General features: G+C 39.6%; 23 protein-coding genes. 16 read left to right on the top strand and 7 right to left on the bottom strand.

All coding sequences use genetic code 11. From position 1 onward, the window contains the following. Positions 1–358: 358 nt before the first annotated feature. Positions 359–1,078 (bottom strand): GntR family transcriptional regulator, encoded by a 720-nt coding sequence (locus B5D30_RS09290; protein ID WP_078807798.1) that lies wholly within the window; start codon positions 1,076–1,078, stop codon positions 359–361. Positions 1,079–1,367: 289 nt separating this feature from the next. On the opposite strand from B5D30_RS09290, the gene B5D30_RS09285 reads away from it, so the two are divergent. From B5D30_RS09285 to B5D30_RS09265, 5 genes are all read left to right on the top strand, one after another. After that, entirely contained in the window at positions 1,368–2,102 is a 735-nt protein-coding gene (locus B5D30_RS09285; protein WP_144399554.1) for a threonine/serine exporter family protein, read from the top strand. A gap of 145 nt (positions 2,103–2,247) precedes the next feature. Continuing rightward, the gene (locus B5D30_RS09280; protein ID WP_078807796.1) at positions 2,248–2,736 is read left to right on the top strand and encodes a threonine/serine exporter family protein; all 489 of its coding nucleotides are present in this window, start codon (positions 2,248–2,250) and stop codon (positions 2,734–2,736) included. Between the two features lie 6 nt (positions 2,737–2,742). Continuing rightward, entirely contained in the window at positions 2,743–3,072 is a 330-nt protein-coding gene (locus B5D30_RS09275) for a hypothetical protein (protein WP_078807795.1), read from the top strand. Between the two features lie 371 nt (positions 3,073–3,443). Further along, positions 3,444–5,267, top strand: a complete 1,824-nt coding sequence (locus tag B5D30_RS09270) for an APC family permease (protein ID WP_078807794.1) — start codon at positions 3,444–3,446, stop codon at positions 5,265–5,267. Between the two features lie 182 nt (positions 5,268–5,449). Beyond that, positions 5,450–5,695, top strand: coding sequence for a Veg family protein (locus B5D30_RS09265; protein WP_078807793.1), 246 nt, complete (start codon positions 5,450–5,452; stop codon positions 5,693–5,695). Positions 5,696–5,769: 74 nt separating this feature from the next. On the opposite strand, the gene B5D30_RS09260 is transcribed toward B5D30_RS09265, so the two are convergent. Then, positions 5,770–6,675: an AraC family transcriptional regulator gene (locus B5D30_RS09260; protein ID WP_078807792.1), complete on the bottom strand. Its 906-nt coding sequence runs from the start codon at positions 6,673–6,675 to the stop codon at positions 5,770–5,772. A 354-nt stretch (positions 6,676–7,029) separates the two neighbouring features. On the opposite strand from B5D30_RS09260, the gene B5D30_RS09255 reads away from it, so the two are divergent. From B5D30_RS09255 to B5D30_RS09230, 6 genes are all read left to right on the top strand, one after another. Next, a complete protein-coding gene (locus B5D30_RS09255) occupies positions 7,030–8,196 on the top strand; it encodes a galactokinase (protein ID WP_078807791.1) in 1,167 nt (388 codons plus the stop codon). Positions 8,197–8,310: 114 nt separating this feature from the next. Further along, the gene (locus B5D30_RS09250) at positions 8,311–9,345 is read left to right on the top strand and encodes an aldose epimerase family protein (protein ID WP_078807790.1); all 1,035 of its coding nucleotides are present in this window, start codon (positions 8,311–8,313) and stop codon (positions 9,343–9,345) included. Positions 9,346–9,592: 247 nt separating this feature from the next. Beyond that, entirely contained in the window at positions 9,593–9,799 is a 207-nt protein-coding gene (locus tag B5D30_RS09245; protein WP_078807789.1) for a hypothetical protein, read from the top strand. Positions 9,800–9,821: 22 nt separating this feature from the next. Further along, positions 9,822–11,288, top strand: coding sequence for a UDP-glucose--hexose-1-phosphate uridylyltransferase (galT, locus tag B5D30_RS09240; protein WP_078807788.1), 1,467 nt, complete (start codon positions 9,822–9,824; stop codon positions 11,286–11,288). A gap of 262 nt (positions 11,289–11,550) precedes the next feature. Next, positions 11,551–12,786, top strand: a complete 1,236-nt coding sequence (locus B5D30_RS09235; RefSeq protein ID WP_078807787.1) for an ammonium transporter — start codon at positions 11,551–11,553, stop codon at positions 12,784–12,786. Positions 12,787–12,817: 31 nt separating this feature from the next. Further along, on the top strand, positions 12,818–13,159 hold the full coding sequence (locus tag B5D30_RS09230; protein ID WP_078807786.1) for a P-II family nitrogen regulator: 342 nt from the start codon (positions 12,818–12,820) through the stop codon (positions 13,157–13,159). Positions 13,160–13,207: 48 nt separating this feature from the next. Here B5D30_RS09230 and B5D30_RS14340 read toward each other — a convergent pair whose 3' ends face one another. From B5D30_RS14340 to B5D30_RS09215, 4 genes are all read right to left on the bottom strand, one after another. After that, positions 13,208–13,339: a hypothetical protein gene (locus B5D30_RS14340; RefSeq protein ID WP_268802114.1), complete on the bottom strand. Its 132-nt coding sequence runs from the start codon at positions 13,337–13,339 to the stop codon at positions 13,208–13,210. A 151-nt stretch (positions 13,340–13,490) separates the two neighbouring features. Beyond that, the gene (locus B5D30_RS09225) at positions 13,491–13,685 is read right to left on the bottom strand and encodes a hypothetical protein (protein ID WP_078807785.1); all 195 of its coding nucleotides are present in this window, start codon (positions 13,683–13,685) and stop codon (positions 13,491–13,493) included. A 42-nt stretch (positions 13,686–13,727) separates the two neighbouring features. After that, entirely contained in the window at positions 13,728–13,934 is a 207-nt protein-coding gene (locus B5D30_RS09220; RefSeq protein ID WP_078807784.1) for a hypothetical protein, read from the bottom strand. 162 nt (positions 13,935–14,096) lie between these two features. Next, entirely contained in the window at positions 14,097–14,687 is a 591-nt protein-coding gene (locus tag B5D30_RS09215) for a hypothetical protein (RefSeq protein ID WP_078807783.1), read from the bottom strand. 235 nt (positions 14,688–14,922) lie between these two features. Between B5D30_RS09215 and B5D30_RS09210 the strand changes: the two genes are divergently transcribed. The 3 genes from B5D30_RS09210 to hisJ all read left to right on the top strand — a co-directional run bounded on the left by B5D30_RS09210 (position 14,923) and on the right by hisJ (position 18,095). Continuing rightward, complete coding sequence (locus B5D30_RS09210; protein ID WP_078807782.1) at positions 14,923–15,921, top strand: class I SAM-dependent methyltransferase; 999 nt, start codon at positions 14,923–14,925, stop codon at positions 15,919–15,921. A gap of 114 nt (positions 15,922–16,035) precedes the next feature. Then, complete coding sequence (locus B5D30_RS09205) at positions 16,036–17,232, top strand: acetate kinase (protein ID WP_078807781.1); 1,197 nt, start codon at positions 16,036–16,038, stop codon at positions 17,230–17,232. Between the two features lie 23 nt (positions 17,233–17,255). Then, the gene (gene hisJ, locus B5D30_RS09200; protein WP_078807780.1) at positions 17,256–18,095 is read left to right on the top strand and encodes a histidinol-phosphatase HisJ; all 840 of its coding nucleotides are present in this window, start codon (positions 17,256–17,258) and stop codon (positions 18,093–18,095) included. 136 nt (positions 18,096–18,231) lie between these two features. On the opposite strand, the gene rpiA is transcribed toward hisJ, so the two are convergent. Further along, complete coding sequence (rpiA, locus tag B5D30_RS09195; protein ID WP_078807779.1) at positions 18,232–18,912, bottom strand: ribose-5-phosphate isomerase RpiA; 681 nt, start codon at positions 18,910–18,912, stop codon at positions 18,232–18,234. Positions 18,913–19,226: 314 nt separating this feature from the next. Here rpiA and rpsL point away from each other — a divergent pair, with 314 nt between their 5' ends. Next, positions 19,227–19,640: a 30S ribosomal protein S12 gene (gene rpsL / locus B5D30_RS09190; RefSeq protein WP_078807778.1), complete on the top strand. Its 414-nt coding sequence runs from the start codon at positions 19,227–19,229 to the stop codon at positions 19,638–19,640. A 439-nt stretch (positions 19,641–20,079) separates the two neighbouring features. Then, positions 20,080–20,550, top strand: a complete 471-nt coding sequence (gene rpsG / locus B5D30_RS09185) for a 30S ribosomal protein S7 (RefSeq protein ID WP_078807777.1) — start codon at positions 20,080–20,082, stop codon at positions 20,548–20,550. Positions 20,551–20,602: the final 52 nt, after the last annotated feature.

Genomic DNA, 20,602 nt, shown 5'->3' with positions numbered 1-20,602 from the left:
GATTGGCTTATGGTTTTAGAAGATTTGAGAATTTCCGTACGAGGAGCTATATTCAGTGTGGTCTTCTTACAGGGATTTGTAAGGTGGTTTAGAATAGATATTTCAGTATTTAAAGTGTAACAGTGAAAGATAAAACAAGAGAATAGTCAAGTGAACAAGGTTTTGCATGTTGAACGACCTATAATTGTGCTACTGGCTAGGTTCGACAGAGCAGAATGCTACAAGAAAACTATTTCTGGTAGACGCAAAAGAGGAGCTGGACAAGATGTCCAACTCTCTTAGGTACGCTTTGTAAAATAGATGCTTTCCACACGATTTGACAAAGAGCCAAAGTTTGTCGACCTTCTTTTTAGCTGTCTTAATTTTGTTGTACGTCCAAAATCGTATAACCACGTTTGTCGTAGCGATTTCTCGCACGTGAATATTCTAGCGGACGACCGTCTTTGAGGTAGATTACTTGTTCTACTTCGAGCATTGGGTCGTCTTTTTTTGCGTCTAAATATTTTTGATCCCATTCATCACTCTTCGTTGCCTGCACATTACGAAATGCTCCTGCAAATTTCAACCCTAAGTCGCCTTTGATATAGTCATAAATTGACGACAAAATATGATCTTCTGTGAGATTCGGCACAATATGTGCAGGGAAATAGGTATGTTCCAAAATAAACGGCTCATCATCCACAATTCTCAAACGAATAATTTTATAAACAGGCTGATGAGGATTGAGGAGAAGTTTGTCTTGGATTTTTTCATCAGGAAACTCAATTTCAAAAATGATAGACTCACTTTCGATTTTTTTGTTTGAACCAGCGAGTGTTGCAGTTAAACCGCCATATTCATCAGCAGGAGAAGTATCCTTGTCCCAAAAAGAACGATTCAAAATTTTTGTTCCAGCACCACGTCTGGAATAAATCAAACCGTCAAGTGCTAAAATGTTCAACGCTTTTTTAATCGTCATACGACTTGCACCAAACTCTTCTACTAAGTCTACTTGATTTGGCAATAGAGAATCTGGCGGATAATACTCACTTTTGATACGGTCACGCAAAACTTTGGCAATTTCAAGGTATTTACTCATAATGTTTAGCTCACTTTCGATAATTGTCTTCTATACTCAATTAGAATAGGATTACTTGACTGAGTATAGTTAGCAAAATAAATTATATGTCTATTCTTTATCTCCATTTTACCTAAAAAACAAAGCGTTTTCAAGTAAATGATTGCAGAAATTATACATATTAATAATTTTATATAAAGGGCACCTCTAAAAATCAAGTCTAAAAATTTTTTGCTTTTTCATAACTTCTGCTTTTTTCTTTTCGTAAAAGGAAGTAAAATAAGGTTAGTAAAAGAAAATGGAGAAAAATATGGAAGAAAAAGTGTTAGAGGCTTGTTTGCTTGCAGGTCGAATTTTGATGACCAATCAAGCGGAAATGTATCGTGTGGAAGATACGCTGATGAGAATTGGTAGACATAGCGGATTTGAGGTTGTTTGTTATACAACGCAGACAGGTATTTTTGTCGGTATTGACGGGAAAAGCAATGTCCGCATGACACAGATTACCAATCGCTCAATAAATCTGGATAAAATAACAAAAATCAATCAATTAAGTCGTGAATTTGTAAACAATCAAAGGACACTTGACGAACTCATAGAGTGTTTGAAAGAGTTAGAGCGTGAACAGCTCTTTTTTCCGAAATGGCTAGAAATTCTTTCAGCTGCAATGATTAGCGGAAGCATGATGATTTTGTTTGGCGGACAATTGAAAGGAATGCCGCTAACTTTTTTGATAGGTGGTGTGGGATATATCGTTTATTTGCAAATGATGAAACCTCTACAAGTGCGATTTTTAGGTGAATTTTTGGTTAGTTTTCTAGTCGGGGTGGTTGTTTTATTCCTTTCCAAACAAGGCATTGTTCAGCAAACAGATGTAGTCTTAATTGGGTGCGTCATGCCATTTGTGCCGGGAGTTGCAATTACCAACTCCGTGCGAGACTTACTCGCAGGACATCTATTGAGCGGAGTTTCAAGAATGAGCGAAGCCACCATGACCGCCTGTGCAATAGGCTTCGGAATAGCCTTCGCTTTCCAAGTCGTTTGAAAAGCGAAGAGGGGCGTTTAGTTTTTTTGTCGCAGTGAACCAGAAAAAGCAAAAAGTACGTCCAAGAGCGTATCGCACTACCTCATACAAATAGAAAAAAGACTTCGAGCAGTCGTAAGTTCGCTCGTAGAAAGGAGCAAAGTATATGCAAAAAGAAATCATCGAAGGCATTATTCAATTTATATTTGGTTTTCTGGGGACGGTCGCAGTCGCTATTTTGTGGAATGTTTCACGATACGTGCTTGTTTATTGTGGGCTTACAGGTGCGATAGGGTGGATTGTTTATTGGGTGTTAATGGAGCTACATTGTTCCATGCCTCTATCTGCACTAGCGGGAAGTGTTGGTGTGGCAATTATGAGCAATCATTTTTCCAGAAAATGTAAAATGCCTGTGACGGTGTTCAATATTCCGGGGATTGTCCCGCTTGTTCCGGGGGCAATTGCGTATGAGTCGGTTAGAAGTTTGGCATTAGGTGATTACAATAATTTTATGCGTGTTGGAGTAAATACCGTTATGGCGGCAGGAGCGATTGCACTAGGTTTGATACTAGCAGAAGTAATGAATCACAATATCCGCTCGTTTTTACTTCGTGTAAAAGCGGGAAGGAAATTGCGAATGAAAATAAAGGAGTGATACAAAATGAACAATACAGAACGTTTTATGAAATTGGCAGATGTTTTTGGTGAGGAAAAATTATACGTTGACGGTGGCTACTATCGCTTGAGGAAAGTAGATGATGAAACATTCGATTTTGATTACTCGCTACCAGACCCGTGTGGCTCTAGTGTTTTACACCCACAAATTCGTCTGAAAATGCAGGAGGGCGAGCTTATTCCAGTTCAGTTGTTTGATACTTATGAAACCCCTGTTCAATTTTTACGAAATGATACACCAGAGGAGCAAGAAAAACTTCAAACAGCGTTTTCTTCTCTACTAGACAAGTTTGAAGAAGTCGCTAAAAAATCCTAGCTTATTCATGCAATAATCCTAGAGAAAATAGAGGTTTTTCTTTGACAAAAGACTACTTTAGCGGTAGTCTTTTTTTACTTGATTGCACAGAAAAGCGAAGAGGGGCGATTTGAAGTCTGCAACAGCGAACACTGTCGTTCATTTACTGCTACACTTCGTTTCGCATACAGTCTTTCTAAGAATCAAAGATTCTTGAAAGACTAGCATCAAAACGTAAGTTTCGAGCGACACTGCGAACAGTTGCCAAACTCCTGCACTTCGTAGCTAGACAAGGTTGAGGAGACTGACGAAGAAAATCGGAAAACTAGCAATTTAGGATAAGTGTGAGTTTTTAGAGGTGCCCATATTATAGTTAGACGAGGAGGACGAAAATGGATTATATTAAACGAATTTTAGTAGGAAAACCGTTAAAAAGTGGAACGGGTGATGATCATAAACTAAGTAAATTTGCGGCTCTAGCCATGCTTTCAAGTGACGCTCTCTCCTCTGTTGCTTATGGTACGGAGCAGATTGTACTTGTACTTGTTACTCTTTCGACAGCAGCGATTTGGTACTCTCTGCCAATTGCACTTGCCGTTTTGGTGCTATTGATTAGTTTGACATTGAGCTATCGGCAAATTATTCATGCCTATCCACAAGGTGGTGGGGCGTATGTAGTGAGCAGTCAAAATTTAGGGAAAAATTTCGGCTTAATTGCAGGTTCTTCACTCTTGATTGACTATATGCTGACGGTTGCAGTATCTGTTTCCGCAGGAAGTGAGGCAATTACGAGTGCAATTCCTGAGCTTTACGGTCATCAAGTTGCGATTTCGGTTATTATTGTCCTTGTTTTGATGTTAATGAATTTGCGTGGACTTCGTGAATCAGCGAGCTTTTTGATGTTTCCCGTATATTGTTTTATCGGAGTAACAGCACTTTTAATCGTTGTAGGAGTGGTCAAAATTCTTATCGGGCAAGCACCATTTCATGCGACAAGTGCGGTTGGGCAAGCAATTCCGGGGGTAAGTGTAGCGTTACTTCTTCGCTCGTTTTCAAGCGGTTCCGCCTCTCTTACAGGTGTGGAGGCAATTAGCAATGCTGTGCCATTTTTCAAAAAACCACGAGCAAAAAATGCAGCAGCAACCCTTGCAATGATGAGTATTATTTTAGGATGTTTCTTCTGCGGTATCACATTTTTAAATTATTGGTATGGCATTGTTCCAGAGGAAAAAGTGACCGTTCTTTCGCAAGTAGCCTCACACGTTTTTGGGAAAAATATTTTGTATATTCTTTTCCAATTTGCGACAGCCATGATTTTAGCGGTGGCAGCCAATACAGGATTTTCCGCCTTTCCAATGCTGAGTTTTAATTTGGCAAAGGATAAATATATGCCACATATGTACATGGAGCGAGGAGATAGACTCGGGTATTCTAACGGAATTATCACTCTAGCCTTTGGAGCGATTGTCTTGCTCTTTATTTTCCAAGGGTCAACAGAACGTTTAATTCCCCTTTATTCGATTGGCGTATTCATTCCGTTTGCTCTTTCGCAAAGTGGTATGGTGCGACATTGGAACAAACAAGGCGGAGTGTGGTTTGTAAAAGCAATCCCCAATATCATTGGGGCGATTATTTCTTATGCGATTATTATCATTCTCTTTGTCTTTCGTATGGCAGACATTTGGCCGTTTTTCATTATCATGCCGATATTGCTGTACGTTTTCTATGCGATTCACAAGCACTACATTAGCGTAGCTGAGCAACTTCGCCTGCGTGACGAGATACAAGAACATGAGTTTTCGGGCAACACGGTAGTAGTTCTTGTGGGAAATGTGACACAAGTGGATATTGGGGCGATTAATTACGCACGCTCGATTGGCGACCATGTGATTGCCATGCACGTGGCGACAGATGAGAACAAGTCAAAAGAAGAAGAAATCAAACAAGAATTTTCTCGTCATTTTCCAGATATTCGCTTGAGCGTAGTACATTCCAGCTATCGTTCAATCGTTGGTCCCGTGGTAAGATATGTGGATTTGGTCAGCAAAAACGCACGCAAGCATAATTTTACGACAACAGTCTTAGTGCCACAATTTGTTCCCAATAGACGTTGGCAGGCAGTTTTGCATAATCAAACAAGTCTAAGAATCCGTTATTACCTAAGTTGGCGAGAGCATATTGTGGTGGCGAATTATAGTTATCATTTGAAGAAGTAATCATGATAATGATTTCTTAAAAAATTTTTATTTAGCGTGGTTTTTTTATGAAAACTTTACATTTTAAGAGATTATTTTCCTACATGAGTTGGCAGAAATACTTGTTCTTTTTGAAAAAAATTTTTTAGAAAGTATTGAAAAATGATTAGAAAAATGATAGAATCACTAAAAGAGGTGAGTGTATGCCAACAACAATCGCAAATATAAAAGAAAATATGCAAAATAAATTAGGTTCACAAATCGAAATTATCGCTCAAACGGGTCGCAAACGTCAAAGTAAGAGAAAAGGTGTGCTGTCTGAGGTTTATCCGAGCGTGTTTGTCGTAGACTTAGACCAAGACGAAAACTCATTCGAGCGTGTGAGCTATTCTTATTCTGACATATTGACAAAATCAGTAGAAGTGTGTTTCTTAGAAGAGGCAGTATAGAGCATTTTCAAGAGGGGAACTCAACACTTAGCAACATTTTTAGAATGTGTGCAAAGTGTTAAGTTCCCCTCTTTTTATGTTGCTCTTTTTTCGACTTGCTGTTGTTCGAGAAGTTGCGAAATCTCCTTGTCGTGAATGCCTAGATTCTCTTTTTTCGCTAGACGTTTTCTATATTGCAAAGGAGACTCGCCAGTAAACGATTTATAAGCTCTTGAAAAAGATTCGATACTATGGAAACCTACCATTTGAGCGATTTCTTCGACAGATTTTTTCGTCATAAAAAGCTGATACGCAGCATAGTTTAGTTTGACGGATAAAATCCACGACTTTAGATTCGTGTGCATGATTTTCGAGAAAGATCGTGAGAGATAACTTCGGTCAATATTCAGTGCCAAAGCGACAGACTGCACTGTAATTTCTTCATCAAAATGTCGTTCTACATATTGAATTGTTTGTTGAACCAAAGGAGAAAATTCTTCCTGCAAAGAGGGAACGCTATGCGTTGTATCAATTAGCAAAATGCGGAAAAATTTATACAGTAATTCATTCAATGCCAATTCTTCCTCAATTGTTTCATGATTGAGTGTAAGACAAGATTTGATGATGTCAACATAGCTATTTATTTGTGAAGAATGTAGCGTATAACGCTCTTTTGCAAAAGCTGACTGCTCGACAATTGCCTCAGCCTCACTTCCGCTAAAAGCTAACCAACAATATACCCAAGGATTATTTTTATCCGCTTGATAAAAAGTAGACTCATCTGGTCGAATGAGGAACATATCTCCAGCTGTAAGGTGATAAGAATTATTTTTCACATAATAACTCCCGCCACCGTCTAAAACAATATGCAAAATATAATGTTTGCGATACGCAGGTCCAAACGAGTGCATAGGCAAAGTCTTTGAGAAACCGCAAAATTCAAATTTCATGCTTTCTGAGAAAAAATAATTTTTCCGATTATTATAAATCGCCTGCTCCATACCAAACACCCTTCCCCTATACTTGATGATTTCTTAAAGGTACCCTACTCATTATTGTAACAGAAGAAAGTCACAAAATGTTAAAAACAAGTCACAAAGTTGAAAAAAATCACAGCGTTTTCATTTTATAATATAGTCATAAAGAAAAGCGTAGAGGGGCGTTCAGGGTTTTGTCGTAGTGAGCCATGCCATTTACTTGCCTGAAGCAGTGCTTCAGGTGGTATTGCGAACAGCGACCAAAACCCTGCCCCTCGCAGCTAGACAAAGAAAAGCGTAGAGGGGCGTTTTGAAGTTTGCAACGGTGTAATCACTTGTCATATTTCAATCCCACAGCTAGACAAAGGAGAGAGTACAATGCAAATCGAAAGAGTAAGAAGTAAATTTAAAGAGTTATTTGGAGAAATGAATGTGACCACTTTCTTTTCCCCGGGGCGAATTAATCTGATAGGTGAACACACGGATTATAATGGAGGGCACGTGTTCCCTGCAAGTATCACAATCGGAACCTATGGTGTTGCCTCCAAACGTGAGGACTCGTTAGTTTGCGTATATTCTTTGAATTTCGAGGAAAAAGGCGTGATAGAATTTAACTTAGAAGATTTAGCCTATCGTAAAGAGGACGGTTGGGCGAATTATGTCAAAGGCTATATTTTAAAAGCAAAAGAAAAAGGATATGAAATTTCAACGGGTTTCAATTTAGTTTTGCACGGCAATATTCCTAACGGCTCAGGTCTTTCTTCTAGTGCGTCGCTTGAGTTGTTGGTTGGTGTAGTGATAAAAGAGCTTTACGCACTAGATATATCAACGCTTGAATTGGTTGAAATCGGCAAGAAAACGGAAAATGAATATATCGGTGTAAATTCTGGTATTATGGATCAATTTGCGATTGCTTTTGGGCAAAAAGATAAGGCGATTTACCTTGACACAAATACTCTTGAGTACGAAATGGCTCCTGCTGAATTTGGTGATTACGTGGTGGTCATCATGAATACCAACAAACGTCGTGAACTTGCGGAATCCAAATACAATGAACGCAGAAGTGAATGTGAAGAAGCTCTCAGACGCTTGCAAACTTCCTTGCCTATTCAATCGTTGGGCGAACTTTCAGCGGAAGAATTTGAAAAAAATCGTAAATTAATCAACGACGATATTTTGGAAAAACGTGCCAAGCACGCAGTTTACGAAAATGAACGCACGATGCTTGCCGTCTCCGCTTTGCAAAAGGGAGATTTAGTAGCTTTTGGGGAACTTTTAAATGCTTCGCATCAATCTTTGAAAGATGACTATGAAGTGACAGGAGTAGAATTAGACACGCTTGCTGAAACTGCTCAAAAAGTAGAGGGTGTTTTAGGTTCTCGCATGACAGGAGCGGGGTTTGGCGGTTGTGCCATTGCTCTTGTGCATAAGGATAGCGTAGAAAAACTAGAAAATACGGTTGATAGCACATATACTTCTCTCATCGGCTATCCAGCAAGTTTTTATACTGCTGAAATTGGCAATGGAGCAGGAGTGTTGGAGTGAAATGATGTTCTCGTAATTTTTTACTTGTAGCAAATCACATTATGTTTTACAATAAAACAAAACGTGAAAGCGAGTGCAGTTGCATTTCGTAGCGAAAAGAAAGAGGAGAACAACATGAAAATTACACAAGAACCATTTGGTGAAGGATACACGCTTATTACGCTTGAAAACGACAACGGAGTGAAACTTGCGTTTTCAGATTTAGGAGCACGCATTGTGAGTATGAAAGTCCCAAAAGATGAGGGTTTTCGTGAGTTAGTGCTTGGTTTTGACAGTGCAAAAGAATATTTGGAAAAAGATACGTTTATGGGAGCAACCATTGGACGTGTGGCAGGGCGAATTGCGAATGGTACGTTTGAAGTTGGCGACGACCATTATCATATTCCGACAAACAATCTAGGAAATACTTTGCATGGCGGTACGCCAAGTTTTGATTCAGCAAAATGGGTGTTTAAAACGAAAGAAACTGAAAGGTCCGCCTCTATTGAGTTTCAACTGTTTAGCCCAGACGGAGAAAATGGTTTCCCCGGGAATTTAACAGTTACAGTCACTTACACATTTGACAATACAAATACATGGACGATTGACTACTCAGCGACAACGGACAAAGAAACGTTATTTAATCCGACCAACCACGTGTATTTTAATTTTACAGGACATCCTAGTCAAACGGTTGATGAGCATACGCTTCAACTTTCCTCAGATATGTTTTTACTTACACATCCGCTGGATAATACGGTGATAGGTGAGGTGAAAAAAGTGGATAGAACACCATTTGATTTTCGTAAACCGAAAGTGTTGAGAGAAGTTTTTCAGAGTGATTTTCCTCAAAAGAATCAAGTGGACGGCATTGATCATCCATTTCTCCTAGATTCATTGTCAGAAGATGTGCCACACGCTGTTTTGTCGTTGCCGAAAGATGATATTTCTATCAAAATGTTTACCGAGGAGACTTCCGTGGTCGTCTTTACGGCGAATTTTGGTGAAGATACTTATGAAATGCGTGGTGAAAAACTTGCCAATCATTCAGGAGTAACGCTTGAAACACAAAACCCTCCAGGTTCAGAGCAATTTACTCAATTTGGAGAGATTGAGATAACACCAGATAGAGGATTTCGTTCAACAACAAAATTTGAGATTTATTTCTAAAAAACAACAAAAAACCTGCGATAAGTATTATGCCTCTTATCGCAGGGGATTTGGGTAGGCAAAAGTTCAACCCCTTGTAACTAGACAAAGAAAAGCGAAGAGGGGCGTTATGGAGCTTGTCGTAGTGAGCCACAGCATTTACTTGCTGGAAACGTAGTTTCCAGTGCTGTTGCGAACAACGACCAAGCTCCTGCCCCTAGTAGCTAGACAAAGAAAAGCGTAGAGGGGCGTTTAGGAGTTTGTCGCAGTGAGCTATGCCATTTACCTGCCTGAAGCAGAGCTTCAGGTGGCATTGCGAACAGCGACCAAACTCCTGCCCCTAGTAGCTAGACAAAGAAAAGCGAAGAGGGGTGTTATGAAGTCTGCAACAGTGAGCGACGTTGTTTATTTACTCGCAACACAAGTTGCGAGCAACGTTGCGAACAGTTGCCAGACTTCAGCCCCACGTAGCTAGACAAAGAAAATAAGGAGAACACATGGAATTATTACAAGCATTTATTGAAAAAGCGATAAAAAATGAAGCGATTCAAGAACTCGATACGCTTTATTTAGCAAATGAAATTCGTGCGTTGGAGGGTGTTGATGACTTATCTTGTGAAATAAAAAACAACTCGACACTTGAAATCGTGGATACGCTAACGGATATTGCGGAGGAAAATGGCAGAATAGAGATGCTTTCGTGGAGTCGTGAAATGTTTGAGAACAAACTATACAGTTTTCTCACACCACTTCCAAGTTTGGTAAATAAGCGTTTCCAAGAAAATTATGCTCATTCTCCTAAGCGAGCGACAGATGTGTTTTATCGACTTTCTGAGGAAAATAATTATATTAAAACACGAGAAATTGCAAAAAATATCGAGTTTGAGCATAAAAGTCAATATGGTGTGCTAAATATTACGATTAATCTTTCTAAGCCCGAGAAAGACCCGAAAGAAATTGCTAAAGCGAAGTTGCAAGCGACCTCTCACTTTCCGAAATGCCAGCTTTGCATGGAAAATGAGGGCTATCTAGGACGGAGCAATCACCCTGCACGTAGCAATCATAGAATTATTCGTCTCGGATTAGGAAACGAAAAGTGGGGATTTCAATATTCGCCGTATGCCTACTACAAAGAGCATTGCATTTTTTTAAATGAACTTCATCAACCAATGGTAATTAACGGTGAAGTTTTTGGCAAGATTTTGGCACTTGTTGAACAATTTCCACATTATTTTGTCGGAAGTAATGCCGATTTGCCGATTGTTGGAGGTTCTATTTTGACTCATGAACATTTCCAAGGAGGGATCGCGACACTTCCAATGGCGAATGCGAAAATGCGTAGAAATTTTGGCTTACCACAATTCCCTCAAATAAAAGCAGGTATTTTAGAATGGGCGATGACGGTCATTCGTTTAAGTGGCAAAGATTTAGAGGAATTAACTAAAGCTGCAACGCTTATTTTGGAAAAATGGCAGGGTTATTCTGATAAAAGCGTGGAAATTATAGCACAAACGAATGGTGTGCCACATCACACGATTACACCGATTGCCCGCAAAAGAGATGAGGATTTTGAGTTGGATTTGGTTTTGCGTGACAATCACACGACGGCGGAATTTCCAGACGGCGTGTTTCATCCGCATAAGGACGTTCAGCATATCAAAAAAGAGAATATCGGGTTGATTGAAGTAATGGGGCTTGCTATTCTCCCGCCACGCTTGAAAACGGAACTCGTTGAAGTGGAAAATTATTTGCTTGGAAAAGAGCATAAAATAGAAGAAATGCACAAGCCTTGGGCGGAAGAAATTTTAAGCAGACGTGAAATTACAGAAGAAAATGCTGGAAAAATTGTTTTAGAAGAACTCGGTGAAAAATTCGTTCGTGTTTTACAAGACGCAAGCGTGTTTAAAGAAGACGAAAAAGGAAAGAATGCACTGAATCGTTTTCTTGATTGTCTACAAAAATAAAACCTTGTGGCTCTAGCGTTTAGAGCGATTTGAAAGAATGAGAGAACGGGAGTGAGGCTCTCGTTTTTTTGTTTAGTAATCTCTAAAATGCAAATGATGTAATAAAACCTAACATGAAAAATAGATGTTTCAGGAAAAAGATACAGAAAATTTGAAAAAACGAGTAGAAATTAAAAAAACTGTGGTAGAATTTATAACATGAAACACAAAAAACTGCTAATTTGAATTAGTAAAACTATTTTTTATGAGAGGGGTTTGCACTATGGACACAGGAAGTATTGCATTTATTTTGATTTGCTCGGCATTAGTATTTCTAATGACACCAGCATTGGCATTCTTTTACGGAGGGCTAGAACGTAGGAAAAATATTTTGAACACTATGATGATGGTTATCTGCACGTTGGGGATTGCTAGTATCATGTGGGTAGCGATTGGTTACAGCATCAGTTTTTCTGGCGATGGCGACTTTTTCGGGAATCTGGAGCATATGTTTATGAGTGGCGTTTCGGCTACAAAAAATACGTTGCATGGGCTAGAAATTCCAGATGAATTATTCGCTATTTTTCAAATGATGTTCCCGCTTATCACGACAGCTATCTTGACAGGAGCAGTAGTTGGACGAATGAAATTTGGAGCAATTGTCGCCTTTATCGTTGCATGGAGTGTATTGGTCTACTATCCACTCGCACACATGGTATGGGGCGGAGGTTTCTTAGCGAAAATTGGTTCGATTGACTTTGCAGGCGGAAACGTTGTGCATATCTCAAGTGGTGTTTCAGGTCTTGTTTTAGCCTACGTGGTAGGGAAAAGACGTGATTATCACCAATTAGAATACAGACCACACAATATCCCGTTTGTCGTGCTTGGTGCAGGATTGTTATGGTTTGGCTGGTTTGGTTTTAACGCAGGAAGTGCGTTAGCAGCAGACGGTTTGGCAGTTCATGCCTTTATAACAACCAATACAGCAGCCGCTGCTGGTATGGTAAGTTGGTTAATTATTGAGCGAATTTTGATTAAAAAACCGACAGTAGTAGGTGCTTGCACAGGTGCAGTTGTAGGGCTTGTTGGTATTACTCCTGGGGCAGGATTTGTCTCAATTGGCTCTGCAATTGTCATTGGGCTAGTCGTTTCGCCAGTTTGCTATTTCTTTATCTCAGCATTAAAGAGAAAACTTGGCTTAGACGATGCACTAGATGCTTTCGGTTGCCATGGTGTCGGTGGAATTGTCGGCGGTATTATGACAGGAATTTTCACGACAAAAGAGTTGGCATTGGAAAGTGGAGCAGGCTTATTTTACGGAGAAACAAAATTATTTATCGCACAACTCTTATCCATTGTCTTTACAATTGTCTATGCGGCACTTATCAGTTTTGTGATTATCAAAGTAATTGGACTCTTCCTGAACATTCGTGTATCTGAACGTGAAGAAGCGATTGGAATGGACGATACAGAGCATGATGAAACAGCGTATCCAACTTTTATGGGATTGGACAGCTAATGAATAATAGAAAATAAATACGGAGGCTAACATGAAGAAAATTCAAGCAATTGTTCGTGCGGAAAAATTAGAAGATTTAAAGAAAAAAATCGGCGAGAATGAGCTTGCGAATGGTATGACTGTTTCTCAAGTTCTTGGCTTTGGTCAGCAAAAGGGCTTTGATGAATATATACGTGGACAAAAGATTTTGACTACCTTGCTTGCAAAAGTGCAAATTGAAATCGTCGTACCAGATGAAAAAGTAGAAGACTTGGTGAAAGTGATTGTCGAAGAGGCACAAACTGGCGAAGTAGGAGATGGAAAAATCTTCATCATTCCAATAGAAGACGCTATTCGTATACGTACAGGAGAACGTGGCGAAAAAGTATTATAGAAAAAATCATCTAGCAACTTTTGAAAGGTTGTTAGATGATTTTTTGTTTTAAATTAGAACGACTGTATGTAGTAGCAAGTAAATAGCATGGTTCGCTGTTGCAGACTTCAAATTGCTCCTCTCTGCTTTTCTGTGCCTAGCTACGAGGGGCTGAAACTTGGTCGCTGTTCGCAACAGCACTGGAAACTGAAGTTTCCAGCAAGTAAATGCTGTGGCTCACTGCGACAAGTTTCAAACCGCCCCTCTTCGCTTTTCTGTGTCTAGCTACGAGGGGGTGAAGTCTGGTGGCTGTTCGCAGTGTCGCTCGAAACTTCGTTTTGATGCTAGTATTTCAAGAATCTTTGATTCTTAGAAAGACTGTATGCGAAACGAAGTGTAGCAGTGAATGAACGGCACGGCTCACTGCCACAGACTTCAGAACACCCCTCTTCGCTTTTCTTTGTCTAGCTCTGAGGGGCAGGAGTTTGGTCGCTGTTCGCAATGCCACCTGAAGCTCTGCTTCAGGCGAGTAAATGGCAAGGCTCACTGCGACAAACTCCTTAACGCCCCTCTTCGCTTTTCTTTTTGTCTAGCTGCGAGGGGCTGAAACTTGGTCGCTGTTCGCAACAGCACTGGAAACTGAAGTTTCCAGCAAGTAAATGCTGTGGCTCACTGCGACAAGTTTCAAACCGCCCCACTTCGCTTTTCTTTGTCTAGCTACGAGGGGCAGGAGTTTGGTCGCTGTTCGCAATGCCACCTGAAGCTTTGCTTCAGGCAAGTAAATGGCATAGCTCACTGCGACAAACTCCTTAACGCCCCACTTCGCTTTTCTTTGTCTAGCTACGAGGGGCTGAAGTCTGGCAACTGCTCACAATGTCGCTTGAAGCTAAAGCTTCAAGTAAATAAACGACATGGTTCGCTGTTGCAGACTTCAAACCGCCCCACTTCGCTTTTCGGTTTAAGCCAATTTGCTTTTTTTGAAGTGGGTGCTTGCTTTTTCAAATGCTTGGATTGGGTAAATGCGGCTTAGTCCATTTGCTAGGACGTATGCAATTTGAAAATCAATCATGCTATGAGCGATTGTTCCGAAACCAATCAAAAGTAAGAAATTAAAGAGAGCTTGTGTATCAAGGTTTCCAAAACCGAGGGCATAAAAGCCGAAAACAATCAAAACTTCAGCGAGTGCGTGAATGAGTGCGATGATAAAATTGAAAACCTGTAATTTTCCTTTGTTTGTCAAAATATCGGGGCGTTTTTGCAACACATAGGCTCCGCCGACTGCGAAAATTAAATGCGTCAAAGCACGCAACCAAATGGTTGGAACAGGCAATGCGAGCATAAAACCTACGGTTGTTCCAAGAGAAACGAACATTGCCATAATTGGCGAAAAGAACATGGCAATCATCACAGGTACGTGAGAAGCTAAGGTGAATGAGGCAGGGCCGATAACGAGTTTGACTGGCATAACGAATGGAATAAGGATTCCTAGTGCGGTCAGTAATGCTGAGATTGTGAGTATACGGACATTGTTTTTTGCGGTTGTGTTCATTTGTAATCTCCTTGTTTTGAGTTTTTGTTTTTCTCAACAGTTACTGTCAAGACAGTAACTGTAATGTTGAACATTGTATCAGTTACTTCCTTTACTGTCAAGACAATAAAAACGAAAGTATTAATCGTAGTTTTTTGTTAACAATGAATGTCTAGTTTATCGCAAAAGTATTCGGAGTTTTTGCGTAAATGGTTTGCAGAGTATATAATAGTGAAAGAAGAAAACGAGGTGGATTATGTCAAAATTAACAAAATCTTTTGAAGGGCTATTGAAGTCAACGCAATTGTTTCAGCAAAAAAGTGGCATGAGTTTTTTGGATAGTTATATTGAAAATGCTTGGAACGTGCGAAATGGCGGAGTGGTAAAAAATAATCAAGGCTTTTCTGAAGAAGTGATTCATGAGTTAGAGATGGAATATCAGCAGTTGAACTCGTTAGAATTATCTGCTGAAGATTGGCGGAAAACGGCACAGTTAACGCTTTTGAAAGGTCAAAAAACAGAAATTTTGCAAGCTAATCATCAGATGACACCAGACGGCTTGGCGTTTTTATTTGCGTATTTACTTGAGCAGTTAACCTCAGAACAAAAAACGTTGACTTTGTACGATAATGCTCTTGGAATGGGGAATTTGCTTTTTGCGGTGATGAATCAGCTAGAGTTAGCGGGGAAAAATGTGCAAGGAGCAGGAAGTGAAGTAGATGATGCTCTGATTGCTGTGGCAGAAATTAATAGTATGCTTATGGATAAGACGGTTGAATTGTATCTTCAGGACGGTTTGACGGAAATTTCGTCTTTTGCACCAGATATTGTCCTTTCGGATTTCCCGATTGGGTATTATCCGAACGATGAAAAGTCAAAAGAGTTCAAGGTGTTTGAAAGTGGCGAACATACTTACGCACATCATTTATTGCTAGAAAGTGCAATGAAACAAGTGAAAAAAGGCGGTTTTGGGCTGTTTCTTTTGCCGCAGGATTTGTTTTTGAGTGAGCAAGCGAACAACCTGAAACAATGGCTTGTCGAGGAAGTTTACTTGCAAGCGGTGATTCAATTGCCAGAAACGCTTTTCCAAACAAAAGGACGGCAAAAAAGTCTTTACTTGTTCCAACGAAAAGGCGAAAACGCAAAACAACAAGAGGTTTTTGCTTATCATTTAACAAGTCTGAGTGAGAAAGGAATATTAGCGAAATTCTTGCGAGCATTTGTGAAATGGAAAAACGATTTCACAAAAATATAAAAAATAGATGACAGAATGGTTGAAACCTGTTACAATTTGGAAGTGTCAACATAATTTTACATGGAGAAATGTGGTTATGAACGGCTATATTTTAGTTAGAGAGAGGAAATTCACATGTCAAAAACAATTGCAATCAATGCTGGAAGCTCAAGTTTGAAGTGGCAACTTTACAATATGCCAGAGGAGGAAGTCATTGCGAAAGGAATCGTAGAAAGAATTGGGTTAAATGATTCTATTTTCACGGTGAAATATGGCGACGGACAAAAATTTGAAAAAGTAGAAGATATTCCAACGCACGAACTTGCGGTGCAAATGCTCTTAGATGAATTAATCAATCTTAATATCCTTGCATCTTACGATGAAATTACAGGTGTAGGTCATCGTGTGGTAGCAGGGGGTGAAATTTTCAAAGAATCTGTTGTGATTAGTGAGGAAGTTTTGAAAAAAATTGAGGATTTAGCAGAATTAGCACCACTTCACAATCCAGCAAATGCTGCGGGTATTCGTGCATTTAAAGCAATTTTGCCAGATATTACTTCTGTTGCAGTATTTGATACAGCGTTCCATTCTACAATGCCACCAGTAGCTTATCGTTACGCTATTCCAACGGAATACTACGAAAAATACGGAGCAAGAAAATATGGAGCACATGGAACGAGCCATATGTACGTTAGTCAAAAAGCAGCGGAAATGCTCGGAAAAGACATTGATGAAGTGAAAATTATCACGGCTCATATCGGAAACGGAGCATCTATTACAGCGGTTCGTCATGGGCGTTCAATTGATACTTCTATGGGATTCACACCACTTGCAGGAGTGATGATGGGAACGCGTTCTGGTGACATTGATCCGTCACTTATTCCGTTTCTCATGGAAAAAGAAGAGATTACTGATGTCAATGAAATGATTGAAGTATTAAACAAAAAATCTGGTTTGCTTGGTGTGAGTGATACATCTAGCGATATGCGTGACATTATTCAAGCACGCAAAGAAGGAAATGAAAAAGCACAACTTGCGTTTGAAGTGTTTACAGACCGTATTCGCAAATATATTGCACAATATTTTGCCGTGCTAAACGGAGCTGACGCAGTTGTTTTCACTGCAGGAATTGGCGAAAATTCAAATTGGGTGCGTACAGCAGTCATTGAAAAAATGAGCTGGTTTGGCATGGAAATTGACGAAAGCAAAAATGTTTTCGGTGTAGAAGGGGACATTTCAACACCAGATTCTAAAGTAAAAGTGCTAGTTATCCCGACAGACGAGGAACTTGTGATTGCTCGTGATGTGGAGAGGTTGAAACGGTTTGAGTAAGCGTTGAGAGAAAAGGAAAAAAGATGAAAAAATGGGACGGACATACACATACAGAATATTGCCCGCATGGTACGATTGATGATACGGAGCGTTTAGTTCTTCGAGCAATTGAGCTTGGTTTTGAGAAATACTCGATTACAGAGCATGGTCCACTTCCAACTAGTTTTTTTGAAGTTGCGAGTGGTGCACAAGATGCCATTGACACTGCTGGCATTGCATGGAGTGATTGGGAGCATTATTTGAAAAAAATGCTCCGCTTAAAAGAAAAATACAAGCATGATATAGAAATTACCGTTGGTGTCGAACTTGATTATTTAGCTGATTTCGAGGAGGATACACGAGAGTTTCTAGCAGAGTATGGCGTGTACTTAGAAGAAAGTATTTTGTCTGTTCACTTCTTAAATGGAGTAGGTGGCTTGCGTGCGATTGATTATTCAGCAGAAGATTATCATGAGGGAATTTTGACGTATTACGGAGATTTCCAATCTGCTCAAGAAGAATATTTACGCATGGTGCAAAAGAGTATTCAAGCTGATTTAGGCAAGTATAAGCCTAAGCGTATTGGGCATATTAGTTTGGCAAGAAAATTCTTTCGTTCCTATACAAATGAAAACACCGATTTTTCCGCAAAGTGTCATGCTTATTATCAAGAAATTTTTAATGAGTTAAGAAAAAAACAGCTCCAAATTGATTTCAATATGGCAGGACTTTTCAAGGAAAATTGTTTAGAAATGTACCCGCCAGTTGAGATTTTGAAACAGTACGGGCAAGGAGTGAAACTTGTCTATGGCTCGGATAGCCATGACCTGCAAGATGTTGGACGTGGATATGAAGAGTTTTTAAGTGTTGTGAACTTGAAGTAAATAGAAAAAACTGCATAAAATCAACGATTGAGCGTCTGATTTTATGCAGTTTTTCTATTTTTGCTAGTTTGGTCTTAGGTTTATTGCCCTTGCTATTTGTATTTTGAGAGTTTTTTAAATGTACTTTTTGGCAATCCTACCTCGCCACTAAAGTCTCCACAACCTCTTCTTTTCCGACAATCACAACATTCACCATATTCGTAAACAAACCATGCTCTACCACACCGACAGTTTTGCTCAATTCATCAGACAGAGCAAGAGGTTCTTTGATTTTTCCTAAGTGTAAATCAATAATGTAATGCCCACCGTCAGTGGTGAGTTTTTCGTTTTTGTTCATACGAAAAGTTGGATTATAACCTTTATCTTCAAACAAACGGAAAAGATTTTCGCTACCATATTTTACGACTTCGACAGGGAGCGGAAATTCACCGAGATAGTTGACCATTTTGCTTTTATCCACTATCCAAATGACACGTTTAGCGTAGCTTGCGACAATTTTTTCAAACAAAAGAGCAGCACCGCCACCTTTTATCCCTTGAAAATCTGCAGAAATTTCATCAGCTCCGTCAATTACGACATCGACGAAAGGTACTTCATCAATTTCTTTTAGCGGAATACCAAGCGATTTCGCAAGTTTTGTTGTTTCGTTACTCGTTGTCACGCCAACAATATTTAAATTTTCTTCACGAACACGGCGAGCGACTTCTTCAATCATATGCCGAGCAGTGCTACCTGTTCCGAGTCCAACAATCATTCCGTCCTTTATATACTTTGCAGACTCAATTCCGACTTTCTTTTTCAATTCTTCTTGGTTCATGGTGAATGCTCCTTTATTGTGCTAATAGATTCCAACTTCTATTATATAGGAAAATGAAAGGTTGTTCTCTATAAAAATGTAAAAAAGAAGAAATTTTTTTCAACATAACAATTGACACTGCTATATTCACGTGTTAAAATGTTCTTTGTGCGTAGCATTTGGTCTTTTGTTTGCAAGTCATGCAAAAGACGTGCTGACAGATGTGAAGCTTTATCTCATAGGGATTGAACCCTATATTTTAATTTTGCCAGAAAATGAACCACCTGGATGTGTGGGTCTAGGCAGACCAATTTTATAAGGAGGATTTCAAGGAAATGCCTACAATTAACCAATTAGTGCGTAAAGGCCGTAAATCAAAAGTTGAAAAATCTAACTCACCAGCTTTGAACAAAGGCTATAACAGCTTTAAAAAAGTTCAAACAAACGTAAACTCACCACAAAAACGTGGGGTTGCAACTCGTGTGGGAACAATGACACCGAAAAAACCGAACTCAGCGTTGCGTAAATACGCTCGTGTACGTTTGTCAAACCTTATCGAAGTGACAGCTTACATTCCAGGTATCGGACACAACTTGCAAGAACACAGCGTGGTATTATTGCGTGGTGGACGTGTAAAAGACTTACCAGGGGTACGTTACCACATCGTTCGTGGAGCACTTGATACAGCAGGTGTTACAGACCGTAAACAATCTCGCTCTAAATACGGAACGAAAAAACCTAAAAAATAAGCGATAGCTTTTCTTGATAAGAACGAAATCACAAGGAGGAAAAACATTGAACGAAGTCGAAATGCGAAGCATTTCAGCGTAGAGAAATGTTTTTGCGAAGAGTGTCTTGAGTCTGCGGCAGCAGACCGAAACGAAGTTTCGCTTTGAACGCAGTTCAAAGTAAGACACGATAAGCAACCACTCCTTAGAGAACACAAAAAAATAAAACTACATTAAGAATTAATTAACAAGGAGGAAAAACATTGAACGAAGTCGAAATGCGAAGCATTTCAGCGTAGAGAAATGTTTTTGCGAAGAGTGACTTGAGTCTGCGGCAGCAGACCGAAACGAAGTTTCGCTTTGAACGCAGTTCAAAGTAAGACACGATAAGCAACCACTCCTTAGAGAACACAAAAAAATAAAACTACATTAAGAATTAATTAACAAGGAGGAACTTGGAATGTCTCGTAAAGGACAAGCACCAAAACGTGAAGTATTACCAGATCCGTTATATAACTCTAAACTTGTTACACGTTTAATCAACCGTGTAATGTTAGACGGAAAACGTGGTGTTGCATCAAACATCATCTATAAAGCATTTGAACAAGTAAAAGAAACAACTGGGAATGATCCATTAGAAGTATTTGAACAAGCAATGGAAAACATTATGCCAGTTCTTGAAGTAAAAGCTCGCCGTGTTGGGGGTTCTAACTATCAAGTGCCAATCGAAGTACGTCCAGAACGTCGTACGACACTTGGACTTCGTTGGTTGGTAAACTACGCTCGTTTGCGTGGTGAACACACAATGCAAGAGCGTCTTGCAAAAGAAATCATGGATGCTGCAAACAACACAGGAGCATCAGTGAAAAAACGTGAAGATACACACAAAATGGCAGAAGCGAACCGTGCGTTTGCTCATTACCGTTGGTAAGATTTTGTGGTTTGCTGTAAGTGATACACAACTTGCACATTTCTTAACAAAT

The organism is Pilibacter termitis (assembly GCF_900167335.1).
Lineage (GTDB): Bacteria > Bacillota > Bacilli > Lactobacillales > Streptococcaceae > Pilibacter > Pilibacter termitis.
This window is presented reverse-complemented; position numbering and strand designations above follow the sequence as displayed.

What these genes read in the sequence shown, in the direction of transcription:
- B5D30_RS09235 (WP_078807787.1), top strand. Translation starts at nt 11,551, where the DNA reads ATGGACACAGGAAGTATTGCATTTATTTTGATTTGCTCGGCATTAGTA.
- B5D30_RS09260 (WP_078807792.1), bottom strand. Translation starts at nt 6,675, where the DNA reads ATGGAGCAGGCGATTTATAATAATCGGAAAAATTATTTTTTCTCAGAA.
- rpiA (WP_078807779.1), bottom strand. Translation starts at nt 18,912, where the DNA reads ATGAACCAAGAAGAATTGAAAAAGAAAGTCGGAATTGAGTCTGCAAAG.
- B5D30_RS09270 (WP_078807794.1), top strand. Translation starts at nt 3,444, where the DNA reads ATGGATTATATTAAACGAATTTTAGTAGGAAAACCGTTAAAAAGTGGA.
- rpsG (WP_078807777.1), top strand. Translation starts at nt 20,080, where the DNA reads ATGTCTCGTAAAGGACAAGCACCAAAACGTGAAGTATTACCAGATCCG.
- B5D30_RS09255 (WP_078807791.1), top strand. Translation starts at nt 7,030, where the DNA reads ATGCAAATCGAAAGAGTAAGAAGTAAATTTAAAGAGTTATTTGGAGAA.
- hisJ (WP_078807780.1), top strand. Translation starts at nt 17,256, where the DNA reads ATGAAAAAATGGGACGGACATACACATACAGAATATTGCCCGCATGGT.
- B5D30_RS09250 (WP_078807790.1), top strand. Translation starts at nt 8,311, where the DNA reads ATGAAAATTACACAAGAACCATTTGGTGAAGGATACACGCTTATTACG.
- B5D30_RS09230 (WP_078807786.1), top strand. Translation starts at nt 12,818, where the DNA reads ATGAAGAAAATTCAAGCAATTGTTCGTGCGGAAAAATTAGAAGATTTA.
- galT (WP_078807788.1), top strand. Translation starts at nt 9,822, where the DNA reads ATGGAATTATTACAAGCATTTATTGAAAAAGCGATAAAAAATGAAGCG.
- rpsL (WP_078807778.1), top strand. Translation starts at nt 19,227, where the DNA reads ATGCCTACAATTAACCAATTAGTGCGTAAAGGCCGTAAATCAAAAGTT.
- B5D30_RS09280 (WP_078807796.1), top strand. Translation starts at nt 2,248, where the DNA reads ATGCAAAAAGAAATCATCGAAGGCATTATTCAATTTATATTTGGTTTT.
- B5D30_RS09210 (WP_078807782.1), top strand. Translation starts at nt 14,923, where the DNA reads ATGTCAAAATTAACAAAATCTTTTGAAGGGCTATTGAAGTCAACGCAA.
- B5D30_RS09290 (WP_078807798.1), bottom strand. Translation starts at nt 1,078, where the DNA reads ATGAGTAAATACCTTGAAATTGCCAAAGTTTTGCGTGACCGTATCAAA.
- B5D30_RS09265 (WP_078807793.1), top strand. Translation starts at nt 5,450, where the DNA reads ATGCCAACAACAATCGCAAATATAAAAGAAAATATGCAAAATAAATTA.
- B5D30_RS09215 (WP_078807783.1), bottom strand. Translation starts at nt 14,687, where the DNA reads ATGAACACAACCGCAAAAAACAATGTCCGTATACTCACAATCTCAGCA.
- B5D30_RS09205 (WP_078807781.1), top strand. Translation starts at nt 16,036, where the DNA reads ATGTCAAAAACAATTGCAATCAATGCTGGAAGCTCAAGTTTGAAGTGG.
- B5D30_RS09275 (WP_078807795.1), top strand. Translation starts at nt 2,743, where the DNA reads ATGAACAATACAGAACGTTTTATGAAATTGGCAGATGTTTTTGGTGAG.
- B5D30_RS09285 (WP_144399554.1), top strand. Translation starts at nt 1,368, where the DNA reads ATGGAAGAAAAAGTGTTAGAGGCTTGTTTGCTTGCAGGTCGAATTTTG.